The sequence below is a fragment of the Falsiruegeria litorea R37 genome (assembly GCF_900172225.1).
Lineage (GTDB): Bacteria > Pseudomonadota > Alphaproteobacteria > Rhodobacterales > Rhodobacteraceae > Falsiruegeria > Falsiruegeria litorea.
On sequence record NZ_FWFO01000001.1, the window covers coordinates 1100031 to 1118066 of the forward strand.

The 18036-nt window shown below is 59.1% G+C and carries 21 protein-coding genes; 11 read left to right on the plus strand and 10 right to left on the minus strand.

Features of this window, described 5'->3' with window-relative positions; translation table 11 throughout:
* The first annotated feature begins 112 nt into the window (after nt 1-112).
* From TRL7639_RS05455 to TRL7639_RS05480, 6 genes are all read left to right on the plus strand, one after another.
* Nucleotides 113-400 (plus strand): co-chaperone GroES, encoded by a 288-nt coding sequence (locus TRL7639_RS05455; RefSeq protein ID WP_024096377.1) that lies wholly within the window; start codon nt 113-115, stop codon nt 398-400.
* Nucleotides 401-451: 51 nt separating this feature from the next.
* A complete protein-coding gene (gene groL, locus TRL7639_RS05460) occupies nt 452-2101 on the plus strand; it encodes a chaperonin GroEL (RefSeq protein WP_085794748.1) in 1650 nt (549 codons plus the stop codon).
* Nucleotides 2102-2180: 79 nt separating this feature from the next.
* Nucleotides 2181-2648, plus strand: coding sequence for a GNAT family N-acetyltransferase (locus tag TRL7639_RS05465; protein WP_085794749.1), 468 nt, complete (start codon nt 2181-2183; stop codon nt 2646-2648).
* 55 nt (nt 2649-2703) lie between these two features.
* Nucleotides 2704-3543, plus strand: coding sequence for a DMT family transporter (locus TRL7639_RS05470; RefSeq protein ID WP_085794750.1), 840 nt, complete (start codon nt 2704-2706; stop codon nt 3541-3543).
* 40 nt (nt 3544-3583) lie between these two features.
* On the plus strand, nt 3584-4354 hold the full coding sequence (locus tag TRL7639_RS05475) for an esterase/lipase family protein (RefSeq protein ID WP_085794751.1): 771 nt from the start codon (nt 3584-3586) through the stop codon (nt 4352-4354).
* Nucleotides 4351-5502, plus strand: a complete 1152-nt coding sequence (locus TRL7639_RS05480) for an alpha-D-ribose 1-methylphosphonate 5-triphosphate diphosphatase (protein ID WP_085794752.1) — start codon at nt 4351-4353, stop codon at nt 5500-5502. The genes TRL7639_RS05475 and TRL7639_RS05480 overlap by 4 nt, the downstream gene beginning before the upstream one ends.
* 78 nt (nt 5503-5580) lie before the next feature.
* Here the strand turns inward: TRL7639_RS05480 and TRL7639_RS05485 are convergent, their stop codons facing one another.
* From TRL7639_RS05485 to TRL7639_RS05495, 3 genes are all read right to left on the minus strand, one after another.
* A complete protein-coding gene (locus tag TRL7639_RS05485; RefSeq protein WP_085794753.1) occupies nt 5581-6654 on the minus strand; it encodes a 5-(carboxyamino)imidazole ribonucleotide synthase in 1074 nt (357 codons plus the stop codon).
* Complete coding sequence (gene purE, locus TRL7639_RS05490; protein WP_085794754.1) at nt 6647-7135, minus strand: 5-(carboxyamino)imidazole ribonucleotide mutase; 489 nt, start codon at nt 7133-7135, stop codon at nt 6647-6649. The genes TRL7639_RS05485 and purE overlap by 8 nt, the downstream gene beginning before the upstream one ends.
* 110 nt (nt 7136-7245) lie before the next feature.
* Complete coding sequence (locus tag TRL7639_RS05495; protein ID WP_085794755.1) at nt 7246-7470, minus strand: YdcH family protein; 225 nt, start codon at nt 7468-7470, stop codon at nt 7246-7248.
* A gap of 162 nt (nt 7471-7632) precedes the next feature.
* Here TRL7639_RS05495 and TRL7639_RS05500 point away from each other — a divergent pair, with 162 nt between their 5' ends.
* The 4 genes from TRL7639_RS05500 (at nt 7633) to TRL7639_RS05515 (ending at nt 10164) form a co-directional block, all read left to right on the plus strand.
* Nucleotides 7633-8046: an Hsp20 family protein gene (locus TRL7639_RS05500; RefSeq protein WP_207559640.1), complete on the plus strand. Its 414-nt coding sequence runs from the start codon at nt 7633-7635 to the stop codon at nt 8044-8046.
* A 3-nt stretch (nt 8047-8049) separates the two neighbouring features.
* Complete coding sequence (locus TRL7639_RS05505) at nt 8050-8274, plus strand: DUF1150 family protein (RefSeq protein ID WP_085794757.1); 225 nt, start codon at nt 8050-8052, stop codon at nt 8272-8274.
* A gap of 145 nt (nt 8275-8419) precedes the next feature.
* A complete protein-coding gene (locus TRL7639_RS05510) occupies nt 8420-9298 on the plus strand; it encodes a PhzF family phenazine biosynthesis protein (protein ID WP_085794758.1) in 879 nt (292 codons plus the stop codon).
* Nucleotides 9295-10164, plus strand: a complete 870-nt coding sequence (locus TRL7639_RS05515) for a glycosyltransferase family 10 domain-containing protein (protein ID WP_085794759.1) — start codon at nt 9295-9297, stop codon at nt 10162-10164. Before TRL7639_RS05510 ends, TRL7639_RS05515 begins: the two co-directional genes overlap by 4 nt.
* 200 nt (nt 10165-10364) lie before the next feature.
* On the opposite strand, the gene TRL7639_RS05520 is transcribed toward TRL7639_RS05515, so the two are convergent.
* The 5 genes from TRL7639_RS05520 to trxB all read right to left on the minus strand — a co-directional run bounded on the left by TRL7639_RS05520 (nt 10365) and on the right by trxB (nt 15927).
* Nucleotides 10365-12080 (minus strand): bifunctional sulfate adenylyltransferase/adenylylsulfate kinase, encoded by a 1716-nt coding sequence (locus tag TRL7639_RS05520; RefSeq protein ID WP_085794760.1) that lies wholly within the window; start codon nt 12078-12080, stop codon nt 10365-10367.
* Nucleotides 12081-12267: 187 nt separating this feature from the next.
* The gene (locus TRL7639_RS05525; protein ID WP_085794761.1) at nt 12268-13965 is read right to left on the minus strand and encodes an adenylate/guanylate cyclase domain-containing protein; all 1698 of its coding nucleotides are present in this window, start codon (nt 13963-13965) and stop codon (nt 12268-12270) included.
* Between the two features lie 96 nt (nt 13966-14061).
* On the minus strand, nt 14062-14409 hold the full coding sequence (locus TRL7639_RS05530; protein WP_085794762.1) for a ribonuclease E inhibitor RraB: 348 nt from the start codon (nt 14407-14409) through the stop codon (nt 14062-14064).
* Nucleotides 14410-14473: 64 nt separating this feature from the next.
* On the minus strand, nt 14474-14989 hold the full coding sequence (locus tag TRL7639_RS05535) for an RES family NAD+ phosphorylase (RefSeq protein ID WP_085794763.1): 516 nt from the start codon (nt 14987-14989) through the stop codon (nt 14474-14476).
* Complete coding sequence (gene trxB / locus TRL7639_RS05540) at nt 14986-15927, minus strand: thioredoxin-disulfide reductase (RefSeq protein ID WP_085796263.1); 942 nt, start codon at nt 15925-15927, stop codon at nt 14986-14988. The genes TRL7639_RS05535 and trxB overlap by 4 nt, the downstream gene beginning before the upstream one ends.
* A gap of 249 nt (nt 15928-16176) precedes the next feature.
* Between trxB and TRL7639_RS05545 the strand changes: the two genes are divergently transcribed.
* Nucleotides 16177-16677 carry an Lrp/AsnC family transcriptional regulator gene (locus TRL7639_RS05545; protein ID WP_085794764.1) on the plus strand — a complete coding sequence of 167 codons (501 nt, stop codon included), beginning with the start codon at nt 16177-16179 and terminating at the stop codon, nt 16675-16677.
* Between the two features lie 97 nt (nt 16678-16774).
* Here TRL7639_RS05545 and TRL7639_RS05550 read toward each other — a convergent pair whose 3' ends face one another.
* Both TRL7639_RS05550 and TRL7639_RS23025 read right to left on the minus strand, forming a co-directional pair.
* Entirely contained in the window at nt 16775-17557 is a 783-nt protein-coding gene (locus tag TRL7639_RS05550) for a Hint domain-containing protein (protein ID WP_085794765.1), read from the minus strand.
* A 320-nt stretch (nt 17558-17877) separates the two neighbouring features.
* Nucleotides 17878-18027 carry a hypothetical protein gene (locus tag TRL7639_RS23025; protein WP_165759760.1) on the minus strand — a complete coding sequence of 50 codons (150 nt, stop codon included), beginning with the start codon at nt 18025-18027 and terminating at the stop codon, nt 17878-17880.
* Nucleotides 18028-18036: the final 9 nt, after the last annotated feature.

Consider the following 18036-nt stretch of genomic DNA (forward strand, 5'->3'; position numbering starts at 1 on the left):
ATCTGCCTAGCTATTGCTCGTTAGCACTCAACTAGGGTGAGTGATAACGGTCACGCGCAAGGGAGCGCGGGGACCGTAAGGAAACGAACTTTGAGCTTAAGGAGCTGCAAAGATGGCATTGAAACCGCTTCATGACCGCGTACTGGTTCGCCGTACCGAAAGCGAAGAAAAAACCGCGGGCGGCCTGATCATCCCCGATTCCGCAAAAGAAAAGCCCAGCGAAGGCGTTGTTGTAGCGACCGGTGAAGGCGCGCGCAAAGACAGCGGCGAGCTGATCGCCATGGCTGTTTCGGCTGGCGACAAGATCCTGTTCGGCAAGTGGTCGGGCACCGAGGTCAACGTCGACGGCGAAGAGCTGCTGATGATGAAAGAAAGCGACATCATGGGGATCATCGAGTAAGCCATCCGGCTTCTCTGACCCTGTCAAAAGACTTTTCAAGGAGAAAAGAACATGGCTGCTAAGGACGTCAAATTCGACACCGATGCCCGTAACCGTATGCTGACCGGCGTGAACGTGCTGGCGGACGCTGTCAAAGTGACCCTGGGCCCCAAAGGCCGCAACGTGGTTCTGGACAAGTCGTTCGGCGCACCGCGCATCACCAAAGACGGTGTATCTGTTGCCAAAGAGATCGAACTGGAAGACAAGTTCGAGAACATGGGCGCACAGATGGTGAAAGAAGTTGCTTCGCGCACCAACGACGAAGCAGGCGACGGCACCACCACCGCGACCGTTCTGGCGCAGGCGATCGTGCGTGAAGGCCTCAAGCAGGTTGCTGCTGGTCTGAACCCGATGGACCTCAAGCGCGGCATCGACCTGGCGACCTCGAAAGTGGTTGAAGGCATCGTTGCGTCGGCTCGTGAAGTCAAAGACAGCGACGAAGTTGCGCAGGTTGGCACCATCTCGGCCAACGGCGAAGCGGCAATCGGTCAGCAGATCGCAGACGCGATGCAAAAAGTTGGCAACGAAGGCGTCATCACCGTTGAAGAGAACAAAGGTCTGGAAACCGAGACCGATGTTGTCGAAGGCATGCAGTTCGACCGCGGCTACCTGTCGCCTTATTTCGTGACCAACGCTGACAAGATGATCGCAGATCTGGACGACTGCATGATCCTGCTGCACGAGAAAAAACTCTCGTCGCTGCAGCCGATGGTTCCGCTGCTCGAGCAGGTGATCCAGTCGCAAAAGCCGCTGCTGATCATTGCTGAAGACGTCGAAGGCGAAGCGCTGGCGACCCTCGTGGTCAACAAACTGCGCGGCGGCCTGAAAATTGCTGCTGTCAAAGCACCGGGCTTCGGCGATCGCCGCAAAGCCATGCTGCAGGACCTGGCAATTCTGACCGGCGGTCAGGTGATCTCGGAAGATCTGGGCATGAAGCTCGAGTCCGTGACCATGGACATGCTGGGCACCGCCAAGAAGGTCGAAATCACCAAAGACGAAACCACCATCGTCGACGGTGCTGGCGAAAAAGCCGAGATCGAAGCACGTGTTGCTCAGATCCGCACTCAGATCGAAGAAACGTCGTCGGACTACGACCGTGAGAAGCTGCAAGAGCGCGTTGCCAAACTGGCAGGCGGTGTTGCTGTTATCCGCGTCGGCGGCATGACCGAAGTTGAAGTCAAAGAGCGTAAAGACCGCGTTGACGATGCACTGAACGCGACCCGCGCTGCGGTTCAAGAAGGTGTTATTGTTGGTGGTGGCGTTGCTCTGGTTCAGGCCGGCAAAGCCCTGGCATCGCTGGAAGGTGCAAACGCCGACCAGAACGCCGGTATCACCATCGTGCGGAAAGCCATCGAAGCGCCTCTGCGCCAGATCGCTGAAAACGCAGGCGTTGACGGTGCAGTTGTTGCCGGCAAAGTCCGCGAAAGCGACGACACCTCGTTTGGCTTCAACGCTCAGACCGAAGAATATGGCGACATGTTCTCGTTTGGCGTTATCGACCCGGCCAAAGTGGTTCGCACCGCTCTGGAAGACGCCGCATCGGTTGCTGGTCTGCTGATCACCACCGAAGCCATGGTTGCCGACAAGCCCGCCAAAGAAGGCGCGGCCGGTGGCGGCATGCCCGACATGGGCGGCATGGGCGGCATGGGCGGCATGATGTAATCTGCCGAGCCATTGTGCTAAAAGAAGGGGTCACCAATTGGTGGCCCCTTTTTGTTCACAGTATCAAGGTATTAGTGCGATGCCGCCGCTTACGTCCGCCGCCTTTCCCCAACACGTTGATTCGCTATTGCGTGCCGCCTTTGACGGAGAGGACGAGGCCGCATTGGTGCATGCCTTGCGCGCGGATAGGGATATGGCCGCTGAACTGACAGTTACCGAAGGTGACAAGCTTGTAGGGTATGCCGCTTTGTCCTGGATGAAACGGCCGTCGGGGTGGGTTTGCCTTGCACCTGTCGCGGTTGAACCTTCGCGACAGCGGCGTGGAATTGGTGGAAAGCTGATGAAGTCGGTGCAGCATTGGATATCTGAACGTGACTTGACCGCTGTGGTGTTGGGAGATCCCAATTACTATGGCAAGCGCGGGTTCTCATCGGCGCGAGCTCAGAACCTGATCTCTCCATATCCGATTGAGCATACCCTGCTGGCAGGGCCGGGTAAGGGGGCGCCAAAAGAGACACTGACTTACCCGTCGGCGTTTGATGCATGAGGCGGTGACACAGTTTTGAGTGTCGCCTTGCGCCTGGTCGGGGTATGCCGGACCTATGCGCTTGTTTTTACTCACTGCACTGACCATGGTCGCTTTTGCGGCCAACTCAATCCTTAATCGATTTGCTGTCGACAGCGATGCGGTCGATCCTGGCAGCTTTGCGATCGTTCGGGTGTTGGCCGGTGCTGTGACGCTGGCGGGGCTTGTCTTGTTGCGTCGTGGGCAGATGGAGTTTCTGTCGGCGCGGCGCCTGGCAGGGGGCGGTTCGCTGTCTTTGTACCTGATCGGGTTTTCGCTGGCTTATCTGACGTTGGATGCAGGGGCAGGGGCGCTGATCCTTTTTGGCGTTGTGCAAATGACGATGTTTGCCGTGACCTCTTTGACCGGCGCACCTCCTTCAGGGCGGCAGTTGATCGGGGCTGGCGTGGCCTTTGCGGGGCTGGCCTGGGTGCTCTGGCCCAGTGAGGGGGCACTGGTTGACCCAACTGGGGCGGCGTTGATGACGGCTGCTGGAATCGGCTGGGGCATCTACACGCTGGTCGGACGACTGGAAAAGGACGCCTTGTCAGGAACGGCTGCGAACTTTGTCGTGGCCCTGCCGGTGACAGTGGGCGGTATTCTTGTCATTACCAGCGACCGCTATTTGTCGACAGAAGGTGTGGCGCTGGCCGTCATCTCGGGCGCGGTGACATCGGGTCTTGGGTACGCGCTGTGGTATCGCGTTTTGCCGCATCTTGCGACGGCTGTCGCTGGGACAGTACAACTGAGCGTCCCGATCATCGCGCTGCTGTCTGGCTCCCTTTTGTTGGGCGAGGCTTTGTCGATGGATCTGGCGCTTGGGGCTTTGCTGGTTCTGGGCGGGATCGCATTGGCCAGTTTGAAGCCCAATTCGTGACGTGCTTTTCCCGTCTGGTAAATCAGAGTAAGCAGAACACATGCGTAGATTTCTTTTGTTGCTTTTCATGTGGCCCACAAGTGCGGTTGCCGATTGCGTCGTTCTTTTGCACGGGTTGGCCCGGACCGAGGCATCGCTGAGCGTAATGGAAGAGGTTCTGGACCTCTATGAGTACGACACTGTTCGCCCTGGATATCCCTCGACCGATTTGCCGATACCAGAGCTGGCGGCGCAGACCATTCCCGCCGCAGTTGAAGCTTGCGGGGATCAGAGGGTTCATTTCGTCACCCACTCTATGGGCGGTATTCTGGTTCGGTACTGGTTCCAGGACCACAAGCCCCGGAACTTGGGCCGCGTCGTCATGCTCGGCCCGCCCAATCAGGGCAGTGAGCTGGTGGATGAGCTGGGCGCCTATGAGGTGTTTGGCATGTTGAACGGGCCTGCTGGGTTGGCGCTTGGCACAGGTGACGAGAGCGTCCCGCGCAAATTGGGGCCAGTGGATTTTCCGCTTGGTGTGGTTGCTGGAACGAATTCCCTGAACCCGCTCTTTTCGTCGATCATTCCCGGCCCTGATGACGGCAAGGTGTCCGTTTTCTCGACACATGTGACGGGAATGTCGGATCACATCGAATTGCCGGTAACCCATACATTCATGATGAACAACCCGCTGGTGATCGCGCAGACAATCCATTTCTTGCGGTTCGGGCGGTTTGACCCAGAGCTCACCTGGATCGATTCCGTGCTTGGCCCGATCGAACAGGTATGCGAAGGGCTGGGATGTGAAATTCCTGACTCCCTGAGCACCAAATGACCCCATTAGACCTGACTTTGACCGGCGCCCGTGTCCTGTTGCCTGACACGGGTTTGTGCGATGCGCCACTGAACATTGGGGGGGGTGTCATTCAGGCGGGAGAGCAGGGGCGTCAGGTCGATCTGTCGGGTTATCTGGTGCTTCCTGGAATTGTAGATCTGCACGGTGACGGTTTCGAACGCCACTTGGCGCCGCGCCGCGGGGCGATGAAGCAGATGGACGAAGGGGTGATCTCGGCTGAGGCCGAATTTGCGGCCAACGGGATCACCACGGCGGTGATGGCGCAGTTCTTCAGCTGGGAGGGGGGGCTGCGTGCACCGGAATATGCCGGGCAGGTGTTTGCCGCAATGAAGGCGGCGAAGGACCGTGTTGTGACCGACTTGATTCCGCAACTGCGGTTCGAGACGCATATGCTGGACGACTACGAAGGGTTGGCGGATCGGGTTAGTGATTGGGACGTGCCTTATGTGGTTTTCAACGACCATCTGCCGCATGAGCGGCTGGCTGCTGGAAAGAAGCCTCCACGCCTGACCGGGCAAGCGCTCAAGGCCGGGCGGAACCCCGAGGTTCATTGGCAGATGCTCAAGGACATGCATGCGCGTGCAGGCGAAGTGCCTACGGCGGTGAGCAAACTGGCAGAGGATCTGGGTGAGAGAGGCGTGCGGTTGGGTAGCCATGACGATCACACGGCTCATGATCGTGAGACATGGAAAGCACGTGGCGTGTCGATATGTGAGTTCCCGGAAACGGCTGAGGCAGCCGAGGCAGCCCGGGCGGCGGGTGATCCGGTCATTCTGGGGTCGCCCAACGTGGTGCGGGGCGGGTCGCATAAAGGCAATGCTTCGGCCCTGGATCTGATCACCATGGGGCTTTGTGATGCCTTGGCGTCGGACTACCATTATCCCAGCCCGCGTCGGGCGGCGGTGATGTTGGCGAAATCGGGCGTGTTGGATTTTGCCGGAGCCTGGGAGCTGGTGTCCTCGGGACCAGCGCGGGTATTGGGGTTGTCGGACCGAGGACAACTGAGCCCGGGTCTGCGCGCGGATCTGGTGGTGTTGGAAGCAGGCACCCATCGCGTGGCCGCCACCTGCTCTGGTGGGGTTGTGAGTTACATGAGCGGGGACATTGCCGCGCGGTTTGTGAGCTAGCAGCGCGCTCCCTCAGGCCCCGTTGGGGCCATCAGCTGCGCGCCCGAAAAATCGGGGATTTTCCGGCACCGCGCCGTTTCAGTCGTTGCGCTGGACCCGGTTGACGTGGCCCATTTTGCGGCCCGCCTTGGTTTCGGCCTTGCCGTAGAGGTGGATTGCGGTGTCGCGCTCTTTCGCCAGCTCGGGGACGCGGTCCACGTCGTGGCCGATCAAGTTTTCCATCACCACATCCGAATGGCGCTGACCATCACCCAAGGCCCAACCTGCCACCGCGCGAATGTGCTGTTCGAACTGATCCACCGCGCAGCCGTTCTGCGTCCAGTGGCCGGAGTTGTGCACGCGCGGCGCGATCTCGTTCACGATCAACCCTTGGGGCGTCACGAACAGTTCGACCCCCATCACGCCGACATAATCCAGCGCGTTGAGGATGTTGGCCGCCAGCAGGACGGCGTCCATCCGCTGCGCTGCGCTCAGCCGGGCAGGCACGGTGGTGGTGTGCAGGATGCCATCGCGATGAATGTTTTCGCCGGGATCAAAGCAGGCAACTTCTCCGGTGGTTCCACGGGCGGCGATGACTGAAACCTCGTGGCTGAAATCGACAAAGCCTTCGAGGATTGCGGGCGCGCCTGCCATATCCGCAAGCGCGGTTTCGGCGTCATCCGCCGATTTCAGGCGTGACTGGCCCTTGCCGTCATACCCGAAGCGGCGGGTTTTCAGGATCGCGGGCGCGCCAATCTCGGCGATCGCAGCGTTCAGGCTGCCGAGGTCTGTGATGTCCGCGAAGGGCGCCGTCTTGAGACCAAGCCCTTGAAGAAACGCCTTCTCGGTCAACCGGTCCTGACTTACACGCAGGGCTTCGCGGCCGGGCCGGATGGGTTTGTGCGCCTCGAGCAGGTCCAAAGCTTCGGTCGGGATATTCTCGAACTCATAGGTGATGACATCGACAGCTTGGGCAAAGCGCTGGAGCGCCTGGGCATCGTCGTAGGCTGCGGTGGTCACCTGATCGGCCACGTGGCCTGCGGGCGGGTTGGCGCCGGGCTCGAACACGTGGGTCTTGAACCCCAGGCGAGAGGCCGCGACCGAGAGCATGCGGCCCAGCTGGCCGCCGCCGAGAATGCCGATTGTTGCACCGGTGGTTAGGGCTTCAGTCATCGCTGGGCACCTCGGGGATCGAGGCTGACAGGTCGTCGCGCCATTTATCAAGCCGCGCTGCCAAATCGGGATCGCTGATCGCCAGAATGCCAGCCGCCATCAGACCACCGTTTGCCGCACCTGCAGCGCCAATGGCCATGGTGGCGACCGGGAAGCCCTTGGGCATCTGCACGATGGAATAGAGCGAGTCGATCCCCGACAACGCGCGGGTCTGAACCGGGATGCCAATCACCGGCACGCGGGTTTTTGACGCCATCATGCCAGGCAGATGCGCGGCCCCGCCGGCCCCTGCGATGATCACATGCAGGCCACGGTCCACGGCGGTCTTGCCATAGTCCCACAAACGGTCCGGTGTTCTGTGTGCCGAGACGATCCGGGTTTCATAGGCAACGCCCAATTCGTCCAGAATATCTGCTGCCCCTTTCATCGTGGGCCAGTCCGATTGGCTGCCCATGATGATCCCTACTTTGATCTCGCTCATCCGATCCGCCCCTGCTTGCGAAAGAGCGCGCACTATAGCCAAATCACCTTGTTAAGCAATGTGGCTGAGACCGGTTTGTCAGAGGTGTTTCGTCGCGGCACTGACCAGCTTCAGGCGATGATATCCGGGGTCAGGCGGTCCTCGATCAGAGCGATCATGTCCTTGACCCGAAGCTTCTGCTTTTTCAGGCGTTTGATGGTGAACTGATCGCCGGTTCCGCGATCAACCAGAGCCATGATGGCCTCGTCCAGATCCCGATGTTGCCGCTTGAAGACTTCCAACTCCACCCGCAGGACGTCGTCGGTTTTCATCGATAGATCTGTGGGAGCGTTCATATGCGACTCGGGTCTTTGTGGTCTTGCTGGGACAGGATACGCGTTCACGATGTTTTCGCCTAGACCTTGTTAAGGGGGGAATTTCTTCCCATATTCCACAGGTGCGGTTGCCGAATCCGGGACCGCGCGCACCGTCGCTTTGACAATAAAGGACGACAAGACGTGTCAAAACTTACTCTTGGCTCATACCCGCACATGCTGGGGTTCGAGCAGTTGGAACGCCTTCTGGAACGCTCGGCCAAATCGGGCAATGAAGGGTATCCCCCGTATAACATCGAACAGACCTCGGATTTTTCCTATCGCATCACGCTGGCGGTGGCCGGTTTTGCCGAAGAGGATCTGTCGATCACCATCGAGGACCGCCAACTGGTGATCCGGGGCCGTCAAAGCGACGACAGCGAAGGGCGGGTGTTCCTGCACCGGGGCATTGCCGCGCGCCAGTTTCAGCGCATGTTTGTACTGGCGGACGGAGTCGAAGTCGGCGAGGCGGTGATGGAAAACGGATTGCTCCATGTGGACCTGACGCGCGCGCGTCCGGAAACCGTGGTTCAAAAGATCAACATCAAGAAAGGGTAAGCGATGGATACGCCATTTGATTTCAACGAGAACGCCGGTCGTATCGTCTATGTCAAAACCGTAGACGTGGCCGACCTGCCTGATCAGATCCGGGCCGAGGCCGGGGATCACGAACAGCTTTACGCCGTGCACGACGAAGAGGGGCAGCAACTGGCCCTGGTCGCCGATCGCAAGCTGGCCTTTGTGTTGGCGCGCCAGCACGATTTTGCGCCGGTGGCCGTGCACTAGCTTTGCCCACAGGGTGATGCATGAAAGCAAGGCGCAGCATGTTGTTGCGCCTTTTTTGTTGTCCGTCTGCCGGTGCTTTTTGTGGTGACACTCTGGGTGCGAGGCAGTACCCCTTGGTTCTGATCGCGCCAACAGGAGGTTGATGATGAGCTGGTATGAGTTTGACTGGGTAGATGCCTTCACCGATCAGGCGTTTGGCGGCAATGGCTGCGCAGTGGTGCATAATGGCGCACATCTAAGCGAAGAATGCGCGACGGCTTATGTGCGCGAGACGTCACTGGTGGAATGCACCTTTACCGGCCCATCTGATGTGGCCGACGTCAAGGTGCGCTATTTCCTGGCCAGTCGAGAGATCCCCTTTGCTGGTCATCCGACGATTGCAACCGTGGCTGCCATGCGATCCCGTGGCCTGATTGAGGGAGAGGAACTGGTTCTGGAAACCGGGGCCGGTCTGGTGCCGATCCGCCTGAACGGTGACGAAATCGAAATGACCCAAGTGGCACCGCAGTTTGGGGACACGATACCGGTTGAATTGGTCGCGCGGACCATCTCATTGTCGTCTGACGCGATTGTTGCCCCGCCGCAGATGGTGTCGACCGGTTTGCCATTTTGTATCACAGTCCTGCGAGACCAAGAGGCGTTGCGGCAGGCAAAGCTTGACGTGGATGCGATGCGCGACATGGCGGCCAGCCAGGGATACGCGGGCACCGATATGCTGGAGCCCTTTTTGGTCACGCTGCAAGGCGCGTCCGAGGCGGGGGATACGTTCTCTCGTTTGCTGATGGCACCGCCCAGCCCACCCGAAGACCCGTTCACCGGTTCGGCGACTGGGGCCATGGCAGCCTATCTGTGGCGCCACGGATTGATGGATAAAGCGGTGTTCACGGCCGAACAGGGCCACGGTATGGGGCGGCCGGGGCAGGCCACCGTGACGCGCGTGGGAACGCCGCAGGATATCACTGGGGTCAAGGTCGCGGGTCAGGGATTTGTCCTGATGCGCGGGCAAGTGGATTTGCCGGAATGAGTGACGTTGCCATCGCAATCCTGCCCTATGGCATGGCGCTTGGTCCCAAGTTATCGGGCGTTTCGGTTGACGCATTGCTCTGGCCACTTGGCTGTCCGGATCGTCTGACTGGCAAGAATGTGGGGGATCTGCTGCCCACGGATCACCTGATTGTCTATCCAAAGACCTCAACGCACTTTCGCATGCGCCGCGGGACGCGGGCCCAGATCTCTCTGGTGATGGGTGAGCCTTCGGTTATTCACGCCAAGCACCTGAAATTGCTACGCTTCACCTGGCGGCGCTTTTTTCGGGTCTTAACCTTTCATGACAGCTTGTTGGGGCATATCCCCAACGCTCAATTCTTTGCCTTTGGCACCACATGGGTGCCAAACTGGAAAGACTTGCCGCTGAAAAAGACTGCAATGTGTTCTTTGATTGCGTCGGCGAAACGCGACAGCACCGGGCACAAGCTGCGCCATGGCATCGTCGATTGGGTTCGACAGACGGATCAAGATGTCGAAATCATGGGTAGGGGCTATACGCCCTTCGAAGAAAAGTCTGATGGTCTGGCGCCATATCGCTATTCGGTCGTAATCGAGAATGTGCAGGAGGAGAACTATTTCTCTGAAAAGCTGTTGGATGCGGTGTTTTGCAACACAGTGCCGATCTATTGGGGGTGCCCAAATATCGAGCGGTTTGTGGACCCGACCGGTATCATACGCTGCAACTCCGAGGCAGAGGTGCGCTCCGCAGTTGCTGCCATGTCGATTGAGGATTTTGAAAGCCGTTTGCCTGATCTGAAGCGGTTGCAGGGCGAACTTGAACCATTTGCCGATCTGGAACGGCGTGCTGCGCAGTCAATTCGAGACGCGCTACTGCAGCCATAACCTTGCCTAGGTGTGACCGATGTTATGGTGCGCGCGGGATGCGTCGCCGCCAATTTCTTTCAAAGAAATTGGGTCAGAAACTTTGAAAGTTTCTGGCGCCTGTGGTTAGGTCCCTCCGATATCTGAAACCTCATGCTTTTGGTGCACAGGCACGAAAAAGGCCCGCTCGATGGCGGGCCTTTCGATGTCATGCAAAGGGGTCAGGCCGAGACCAATCCCATGCTTTCCAGTTTCAACAGAACCTGATGGGCGCAGTTGTCGACCTCGACATTCTCGGTCTCGACGCTCAGTTCAGGGTTCTCCGGAACGTCATAGGGGTCGGAAATCCCGGTGAATTCCTTGATTTTTCCTTCACGCGCCAGTTTGTACAGCCCCTTGCGGTCGCGGCGTTCGCATTCTTCGATTGAGGTTGCGACATGTACTTCGACAAAGGCGCCAAAGGCTTCGATGTCTTCACGCACAGCGCGCCGTGTCGTCGCATAAGGCGCGATCGGAGCACAAATGGCGATACCACCGTTCTTGGTGATCTCGGACGCCACATAGCCGATGCGGCGGATGTTGAGGTCACGGTGCTCTTTCGAGAACCCCAGTTCCGAAGACAGGTTCTTACGCACGATATCGCCATCCAGCAGCGTCACAGGACGGCCGCCCATTTCCATCAGCTTGACCATCAAAGCATTGGCGATGGTCGACTTGCCCGAGCCGGAGAAACCAGTGAAGAAAACAGTGAAACCCTGCTTTGAACGCGGCGGGCGGGTCTTGCGCAGTTCGGTGACCACCTCGGGGAACGAGAACCACTCGGGGATCTCCAGGCCCTCTTGCAGGCGGCGCCGCAATTCGGTGCCCGAAATGTTCAGGATGGTGACGTCATCCTTGTCGGCGATTTCGTCGTTGGGTTCGTATTGGGCACGCTCCTGCACATAGACCATGTGCTTGAAGTCGACCATTTCGATGCCGATCTCGTCTTGATGCTCGCGGAACAAGTCCTGCGCATCGTAAGGACCATAGAAATCCTCGCCAGCCGAGTTTTTGCCGGGGCCTGCATGATCGCGCCCCACGATGAAATGGGTGCAGCCGTGGTTGGCGCGGATCAGCCCATGCCAGACCGCCTCGCGCGGGCCAGCCATGCGCATCGCCAGGTTCAGCAGGCTCATGCCAGTGGTGGCGGCCGGGTATTTGTCCAACACCGCTTCATAGCAGCGTACGCGGGTGAAATGGTCCACGTCGCCCGGCTTGGTCATACCCACAACGGGGTGGATCAGCAGGTTGGCTTGCGCTTCTTTTGCAGCGCGGAAGGTCAGTTCCTGGTGCGCGCGGTGCAGCGGGTTGCGGGTCTGGAACGCCACAACGCGGCGCCAGCCGACCTTGCGGAAGAACGCGCGCAGCTCGTTGGGCGTGTCGCGGCGGGCGCGAAAATCATAGTGCACAGGCTGCTGGATGCCGGTGATCGGACCGCCCAGATAGATCGGTCCTGCTGTGTTGTGCAGATAATTGACGGCCGGATGGGCGTCATCATCAGCACCAAACACTTTTTCAGCTTCGCGCGCCTTGTTCGGGGTCCAGCGGTCACTGATCGTCATGGTGCCCAGAATGACACCTTCCTGGTCGCGTAGGGCGATGTCTTCGCCGACCTCAAGTGAAGCCGCAAAATCTTCGGAAACGTCGAGCGTGATCGGCATCGGCCAGAGCGTTCCGTCGGCCAGACGCATGTTTTCGACCACGCCGTTGTAATCCTCTTCGCTGAGGAAACCTTTGAGCGGATTGAACCCGCCGTTCATAAGCAGTTCCAGATCACAGATTTGGCGCGGGGTCAGATCCCAGCTTTTCAGGTCGGCTGCTTCGACCTTGAGTTTCTGTGCGGAATCGTAGGAAACGTAGAGTTCCGGAATGGGTGCCAGGTTGCTGAGCATCGTCATTGAAATTCTCTCTTTGAGTCCTGTTCGTATGTGTGAATGCCTCAAGAACGGGGACTATCCCCGTGAGGCGGGTAAAGTCCATAAGGTCAACACAAACTAAGGACGGTGTGTGATGGAATCGCACATAATGGGAAGTTTTCGGGCTGTAAGCGTTTGAACCCGGATGCCTGTTTGTCAGAACGATGCTTCAACGGGGGGCTGTCGTCTCGCCAGAGACCGAATTCGGCAAATCATCCAGCTCAACGGCGCGTTTGACGGGCAGGGCGTGCAACGGTTCCGAGACCCCCCGCAGCTCGAAACTCTTCAACTCCAGAGATGTCACATCGATGCCGGCTTCGTTCAGGACCGCTTCGGACACCAGCAGTTCGACGCCCAATTCCTTGGTCTGCCCCTCCAATCGGCTTGCTGCATTGACGGTGTCGCCGATGATCGTGCGCGGCGCATGTCCGGCTGAGCCGATTTCCCCAAGAACCAGGTTGCCTAGGTGCACACCGATCCCGATCCGCACGTTTGGGTCGCCTTCGGTGTCCAGCGTCTGGTTGAACTCCTCCAACGCGCGACCGACTTCGGCGGCGGCTTTCAAGGCCGCCCTGGCCGAGCTGGGCGTGTTGGTGGTTTCAAAAACGGCCAGCAATCCGTCGCCCAGGTATTTGTCCACTGTGCCGCCCGCTTGCACGATGGATGGAACAATCGCGTCAAAAAACCGGTTGAGCAGAAACACCACATCATAAGGCAGTTGCCCGGTGGTGCGGGCGGTAAAGCCGCGCATGTCCAGAAACAGGATGGCCAGTTGGCGTTCCTGCCCCTGGCTTTTGTGCGCCCGGTTGCGTTGCCCGTCCGGGCGGAACACCCGGAACACGGTCGCAGGGTTGGTTGGGCGGATCTGACAGGCCAGTCGCGTATTCGGCGCGGCTTTGACGGCGCGCAGGCTGCGTGCTTCGGCCTCGGACGGCGGTTCCAACAGGTCGATGCCTTCTTCAACCACAACCCGGCAGGTGGTGCAGCGCCCCTTGCCACCGCAAAGCGCCGTGTGGGGCACGCCGTTGGCTTGGGACATCTCGAGAAGTGTCATGCCTTTTTCGGATGTGATGCGCGGTCCGTGGACGTATGAGATTCGCACAGACCGGCGGCGCGCCAAAAGCTTGCGACCCAGATAGACCGCCGCAGTCAGGCCAAGCAACGACCAGAACACCATCGTCCCTTGTTCTGTTGCCGCAAAAAGCGCCTGAAATGTTTCGCGCGATGGCCAGTTGAAATATTCCATGTATTCGGGGCGCAGGTCATTATCGATGAAGATGTCATACATCCGGCGCCCCTCGGTCAGCACCCCGGCCAGACCAAAGGCAGGCACCAGAACTGCGGCACCAATCAGATAAGGGCTGAGCTTTCGCCAAAGGGGATGCAGTCGCAGCCAGAAATGCAACCCGATGCAGCCGTGAATCCAAACAACCAGCATCAGCCCGCTTTGCTTCCAGATCGCCGAGGATGGCCACATCAGGATGATGAGATAGCTCATCTCGTCATTCACATCGAAGAGCTCGTGGGCATAGCGCGTCTGCACCAGGTGAGCGATCAGCTGCAGGGGGATGATCAGCCCCAGAACGACCTGCAATGCCTCGCTGATGGGCATCCGCAGAGTTCGGCGCCCGGCCACTTTGGCCAGAGCCAAACCCGCATGCAAGATCAGCGCTGTATAGAGGATACCGCTGCCCACGGGGTTGCGGACGATGCCGCGCATGATCTCCTCCATCCCGTCCATCAGGTCATCCGAGATCAGGCCCATGCCAATGTTGATGAAATGAAAGAAGGCGTAGGTGAACAGGATCAGGCCGGTGACGATCCGGGCCCGCGTCTGCCAATTTCCGCGCCAGAGTGCGCTTGCCAAGGGGGCCCTCCCGAGCTTGCTCCCAACTCGGACCACTGTGACGGCAGGGCCCGAGCGTGGTCAAGGCGCAGGTGAAGTTTGTTTTACGTCCCGACCTTAAGCTTCAAGACCCCAGCCGTCAGGGGAAAACCCATGCTCAAGCGCGGCTTGGGTCGCGACCTCTTCGCCGATCCAGATGCCCGAGGCTGAAACTGCCTGTTCAGGAAGTGTCGCCATCAGATAGGGACCTTCGCCGTCATCGTCTTCGATATACTGGCAGACATAATCCTGGCGGCTGAGCACATCTGCCAGGGGCCGCCAGTCAGCCTCGTCCGAGGTGGGGACAAAAAAGTAATCCACATCCGCCATTTCGGGCAGCCCATGTTTGGACTGAAGGTCAGCATAAACCGCAAAGGTTTCAGCCTGCTGGGCGGCGAAATCGTGGCTGGCAGTGTTCTGGGACATTCGGGCCGGTCCTCATATATATGCGAGAAAGCTGGCCTATAGGGTTTTGTTCTGTTTGCCTAGGTTAATAGTGCGGATCAAAAGCCTGCGACGGGCCATCTCTTCTGATCGTGGGTCCGTCCGCCGTGTTCCAGCGAAACAGTGAAAGATGGGTCAGGTCTGGCCGCGAGCGCGAGGGGGTCAGCAACCCGTCCAGTCCCTTGGCCCGCAACCGGTCGCCAAGGTGCCACGTTGGTGAAACCTCTCCCTTTGCATGAAGCTCTGCCCAGAAAGCATGAATGTCGTCCAAAGAGACGCCCCAAAGTTCGCGAGCCTGATGGGACCGAAGGTCGGCGACGGTTGCGTTTTCAACAGCAAATGGAAAGATCGCGCGTGGCGGGTCCTGGGGGCGAACATAAACCCGTAACGCGACTTGGCAGCCTTCGGGCGTCTGCGACAGATAAAGCGCCTTTTGACCATTGTGATGCCAACGTCCTTGCGGTGCGCGGGCAGGGCTGAGCAGATCATGCTCTTGCCCCAGAAAACCCGCCCGCCAAAAACGCCCTTCAATTCGGGCGATGTGGCGGGCGGTGTGTGTCATTCCTGTTCGGCCAGGAACCGCTCGGCATCAAGCGCCGCCATGCAGCCCATGCCGGCGCTGGTGACGGCCTGGCGATACACGTGGTCGGTCAGGTCGCCGGCGGCAAAGACACCGGGCACCGACGTGCGCGTGGTGCCGGGTTCGGTCACGACATAGCCGCCCATGTGGGTCTCAAGCGAGTCCTTGACCAGCTCGTTGGCCGGGGCGTGGCCGATGGCGATAAAGACGCCTTTGCAAGGGATGTCGGTGATCTCGCCCGTTTGCACGTTCTTGACCTTGACGCCCTCGACGCCCAGGGGCGCGTCGGTGCCGTAAACCTCGTCCAGTTGGTTGAACCACAGGGTTTCGATCTTTTCGTTCTTGAACAAGCGGTCCTGCAGGATCTTTTCGGCGCGCAACTCGTCGCGGCGGTGGATCAGCGTCACTTTGGATGCAAAGTTCGTGAGGAACAGCGCCTCTTCGACGGCGGTGTTGCCGCCGCCTACGACCACGATCTCCTGCCCGCGATAGAAGAACCCGTCGCAGGTGGCACAGGCCGAAACGCCAAAGCCCTTGAATTTCTCTTCGCTTTCCATGCCCAGCCATTTGGCGCGCGCGCCGGTGGCCAGAATGACCGCGTCCGCTGTATAGACCGAGCCGCTGTCGCCCTTGGCGGTGAAGGGGCGTTTCGACAGGTCCAGATCAGTGATGATGTCGCCGATGATCTCGCACCCCATGGCTTGGGCATGTTCCTGCATCTTGATCATCAGGTCAGGGCCCTGCACCTCGGTGAAACCCGGATAGTTCTCGACCTCGGTCGTGGTGGTCAGCTGACCGCCGGGCTCAATACCCTGAACCAGGATCGGTTCCAGCATGGCGCGGCTGGCATAGACACCAGCGGTGTAGCCTGCAGGCCCTGAACCGATGATCAGAACTTTGGTGTGACGTGTTTCGGCCATCATGACCCCCTATGATCTGCTCGAATGCGTGCGATGGCGGCAGCGCCATCCGTCGGGGGATGGATATAGCGACGGCAGGAGGCCTCTTAAACCCCCAAACACGCAGGGTTGCAGAACGGCAACGCAAGCAGAGCAAGGCGCCCGCACATAAATTCCGCAGTCGAAAATTATCGTGGCGATACTGCGGCGAAACATTATTGCGCCCGCTTGGGGCGCTGCTATAAGAAACGCAATGTGAGGGAGCTTTTCATGGTCGCAACACGGCTGGATCCGATTGACCGCAAGATACTGTCAGAGCTGCAAGCTGACGGTCGGATGACCAATGTCGAATTGGCCAAGCGGGTGGGTATTTCTGCCCCGCCTTGCCTGCGCCGCGTGCGCACGCTGGAAGAGGCGGGATTTATCCGCGGGTATCACGCGGATGTGAATGCCCGCGAATTGGGATTCGAGGTTCAGGTGTTCGCCATGGTTGGCCTGGACAGCCAGGCCGAATCGGAATTGGTGGCGTTTGAAGAACGCTGCCGCCAGTGGCCGCTTGTTCGCGAATGCCACATGCTGAATGGCGAAGTGGACTTTATCCTAAAATGTGTGGCCCCCGATCTGAGCAGCTTTCAGAGCTTCCTGACCGGAGAGCTGCTGAGCACACCGAATGTGGCTAGCGTCAAAACCTCGCTTGTCATTCGCGGTGCGAAGGACGACCCTGGCGTGCCTTTTGATATCCTTGAGGAGCGCCTGAACCGGACGGCTTGACCGGTTGAGGTGTCAATTCAGGCGATCGGGCAGGTGGCAGCAGGGTGGCTGCCACGATGCAGCCGACCCACCAAAACAAAATGTCCATGACGTCCCCTTAGGCGGTAAGGCTGTCGATTTCGCCTTCGCCTGCGCGTGGGAAGACTTGAGGGCCGAAATCGGTCAATTTATCGATATGTGCGAATAGGTTGAGGTAGAGGCTACGCATCGCGTGGCTGATGACCCGCACCGCATTGATCCCCGGATGATAGGTTTCGAACTGCAGGCCGTCGACGTTGATCACGGCGTGTTTGCGTAGGCAGATGTGGAACAACTCAACCGGTGTCGGGGGGGCTGTTTCGATCACGTTCATGCCGTCGATGAATTCTTGCACCGGTGTCAGGATTGGTTGACCGTTTGCGATGGCTCGCAAGTGGCCGGGCGTCGACAAGAGCCGGGCCGCGGGGCCAGCAATCACGCCGGACATCGGCTTTTGCATACCAAAGGTATCGGCCATGAAACGGGTCAGATGATGCGTACGGCCGCGCAGGTCGGGTTTGCCGGGGATCAGCGTGGTCGAACCCTTCCAGAGTACCTCTTGTGCCGAGCCGTCTTGCGTGATCACGCGATCGCCGGGCAGCAGGTCCTGGATCGCCATCGGGCCACAATCGGTTTCCACAAGCGAGCCGCGACTGAAGGCACAGAATGCGTTTTCGAACAGGGGGAGGGCTGGGGCGATTTGGCGGGTTTCGACGATATTGCCGTTGTCCAGTAGACTACTGATCTGATAGCGGCGTAGCTGCGGACGGGTCGGAGCACGCAGGGCCGCGGGATCTTGTAGAATCGTGCTGGTTTCAACGGCATTCCGCGCCGCCCGGGTTAACGAGTGGGGGATTGTCATAGCGTATTCGGCCCTTTCCATTCGGGTCGCATCTGCGTCGGCCCCCACCGACAACGTCAGATGGACTGATTACGTTTAGTCCACATCTGAATCGGCTGAGAATATGCCGAGCGTTGATTAAATTTGTCAAAAAACCTTCTGGTTTTGGGGCGCTGTTTGCAGACAGTCAGGCTGACCTTCGATTTTTGTTTCCGGTTTGGCGGGTAATCCGCCGGTTTTGCAACAGTTGCCCCCGAACCCGCCTCGCCTCGGTGGGCGAGGCGGGTGTCAGGCCCGGCCGGTCAGGGGCAGCGTCCGGCGTCGGGCGATGTTGTGGCGAGTTAGGCCGTTTTGACCAGGCGAAGCTTTGCTTCACCGTTGCGGCGCGCAATCATCGCTGCGCGACGGGCACCGCGAGCCCAAGGCATCTGAACATCACACTTATTTGCGGTGTCGACGATCGAATTCAGAAATCGTGCTTTGGGTTTCATGGGTGCGCT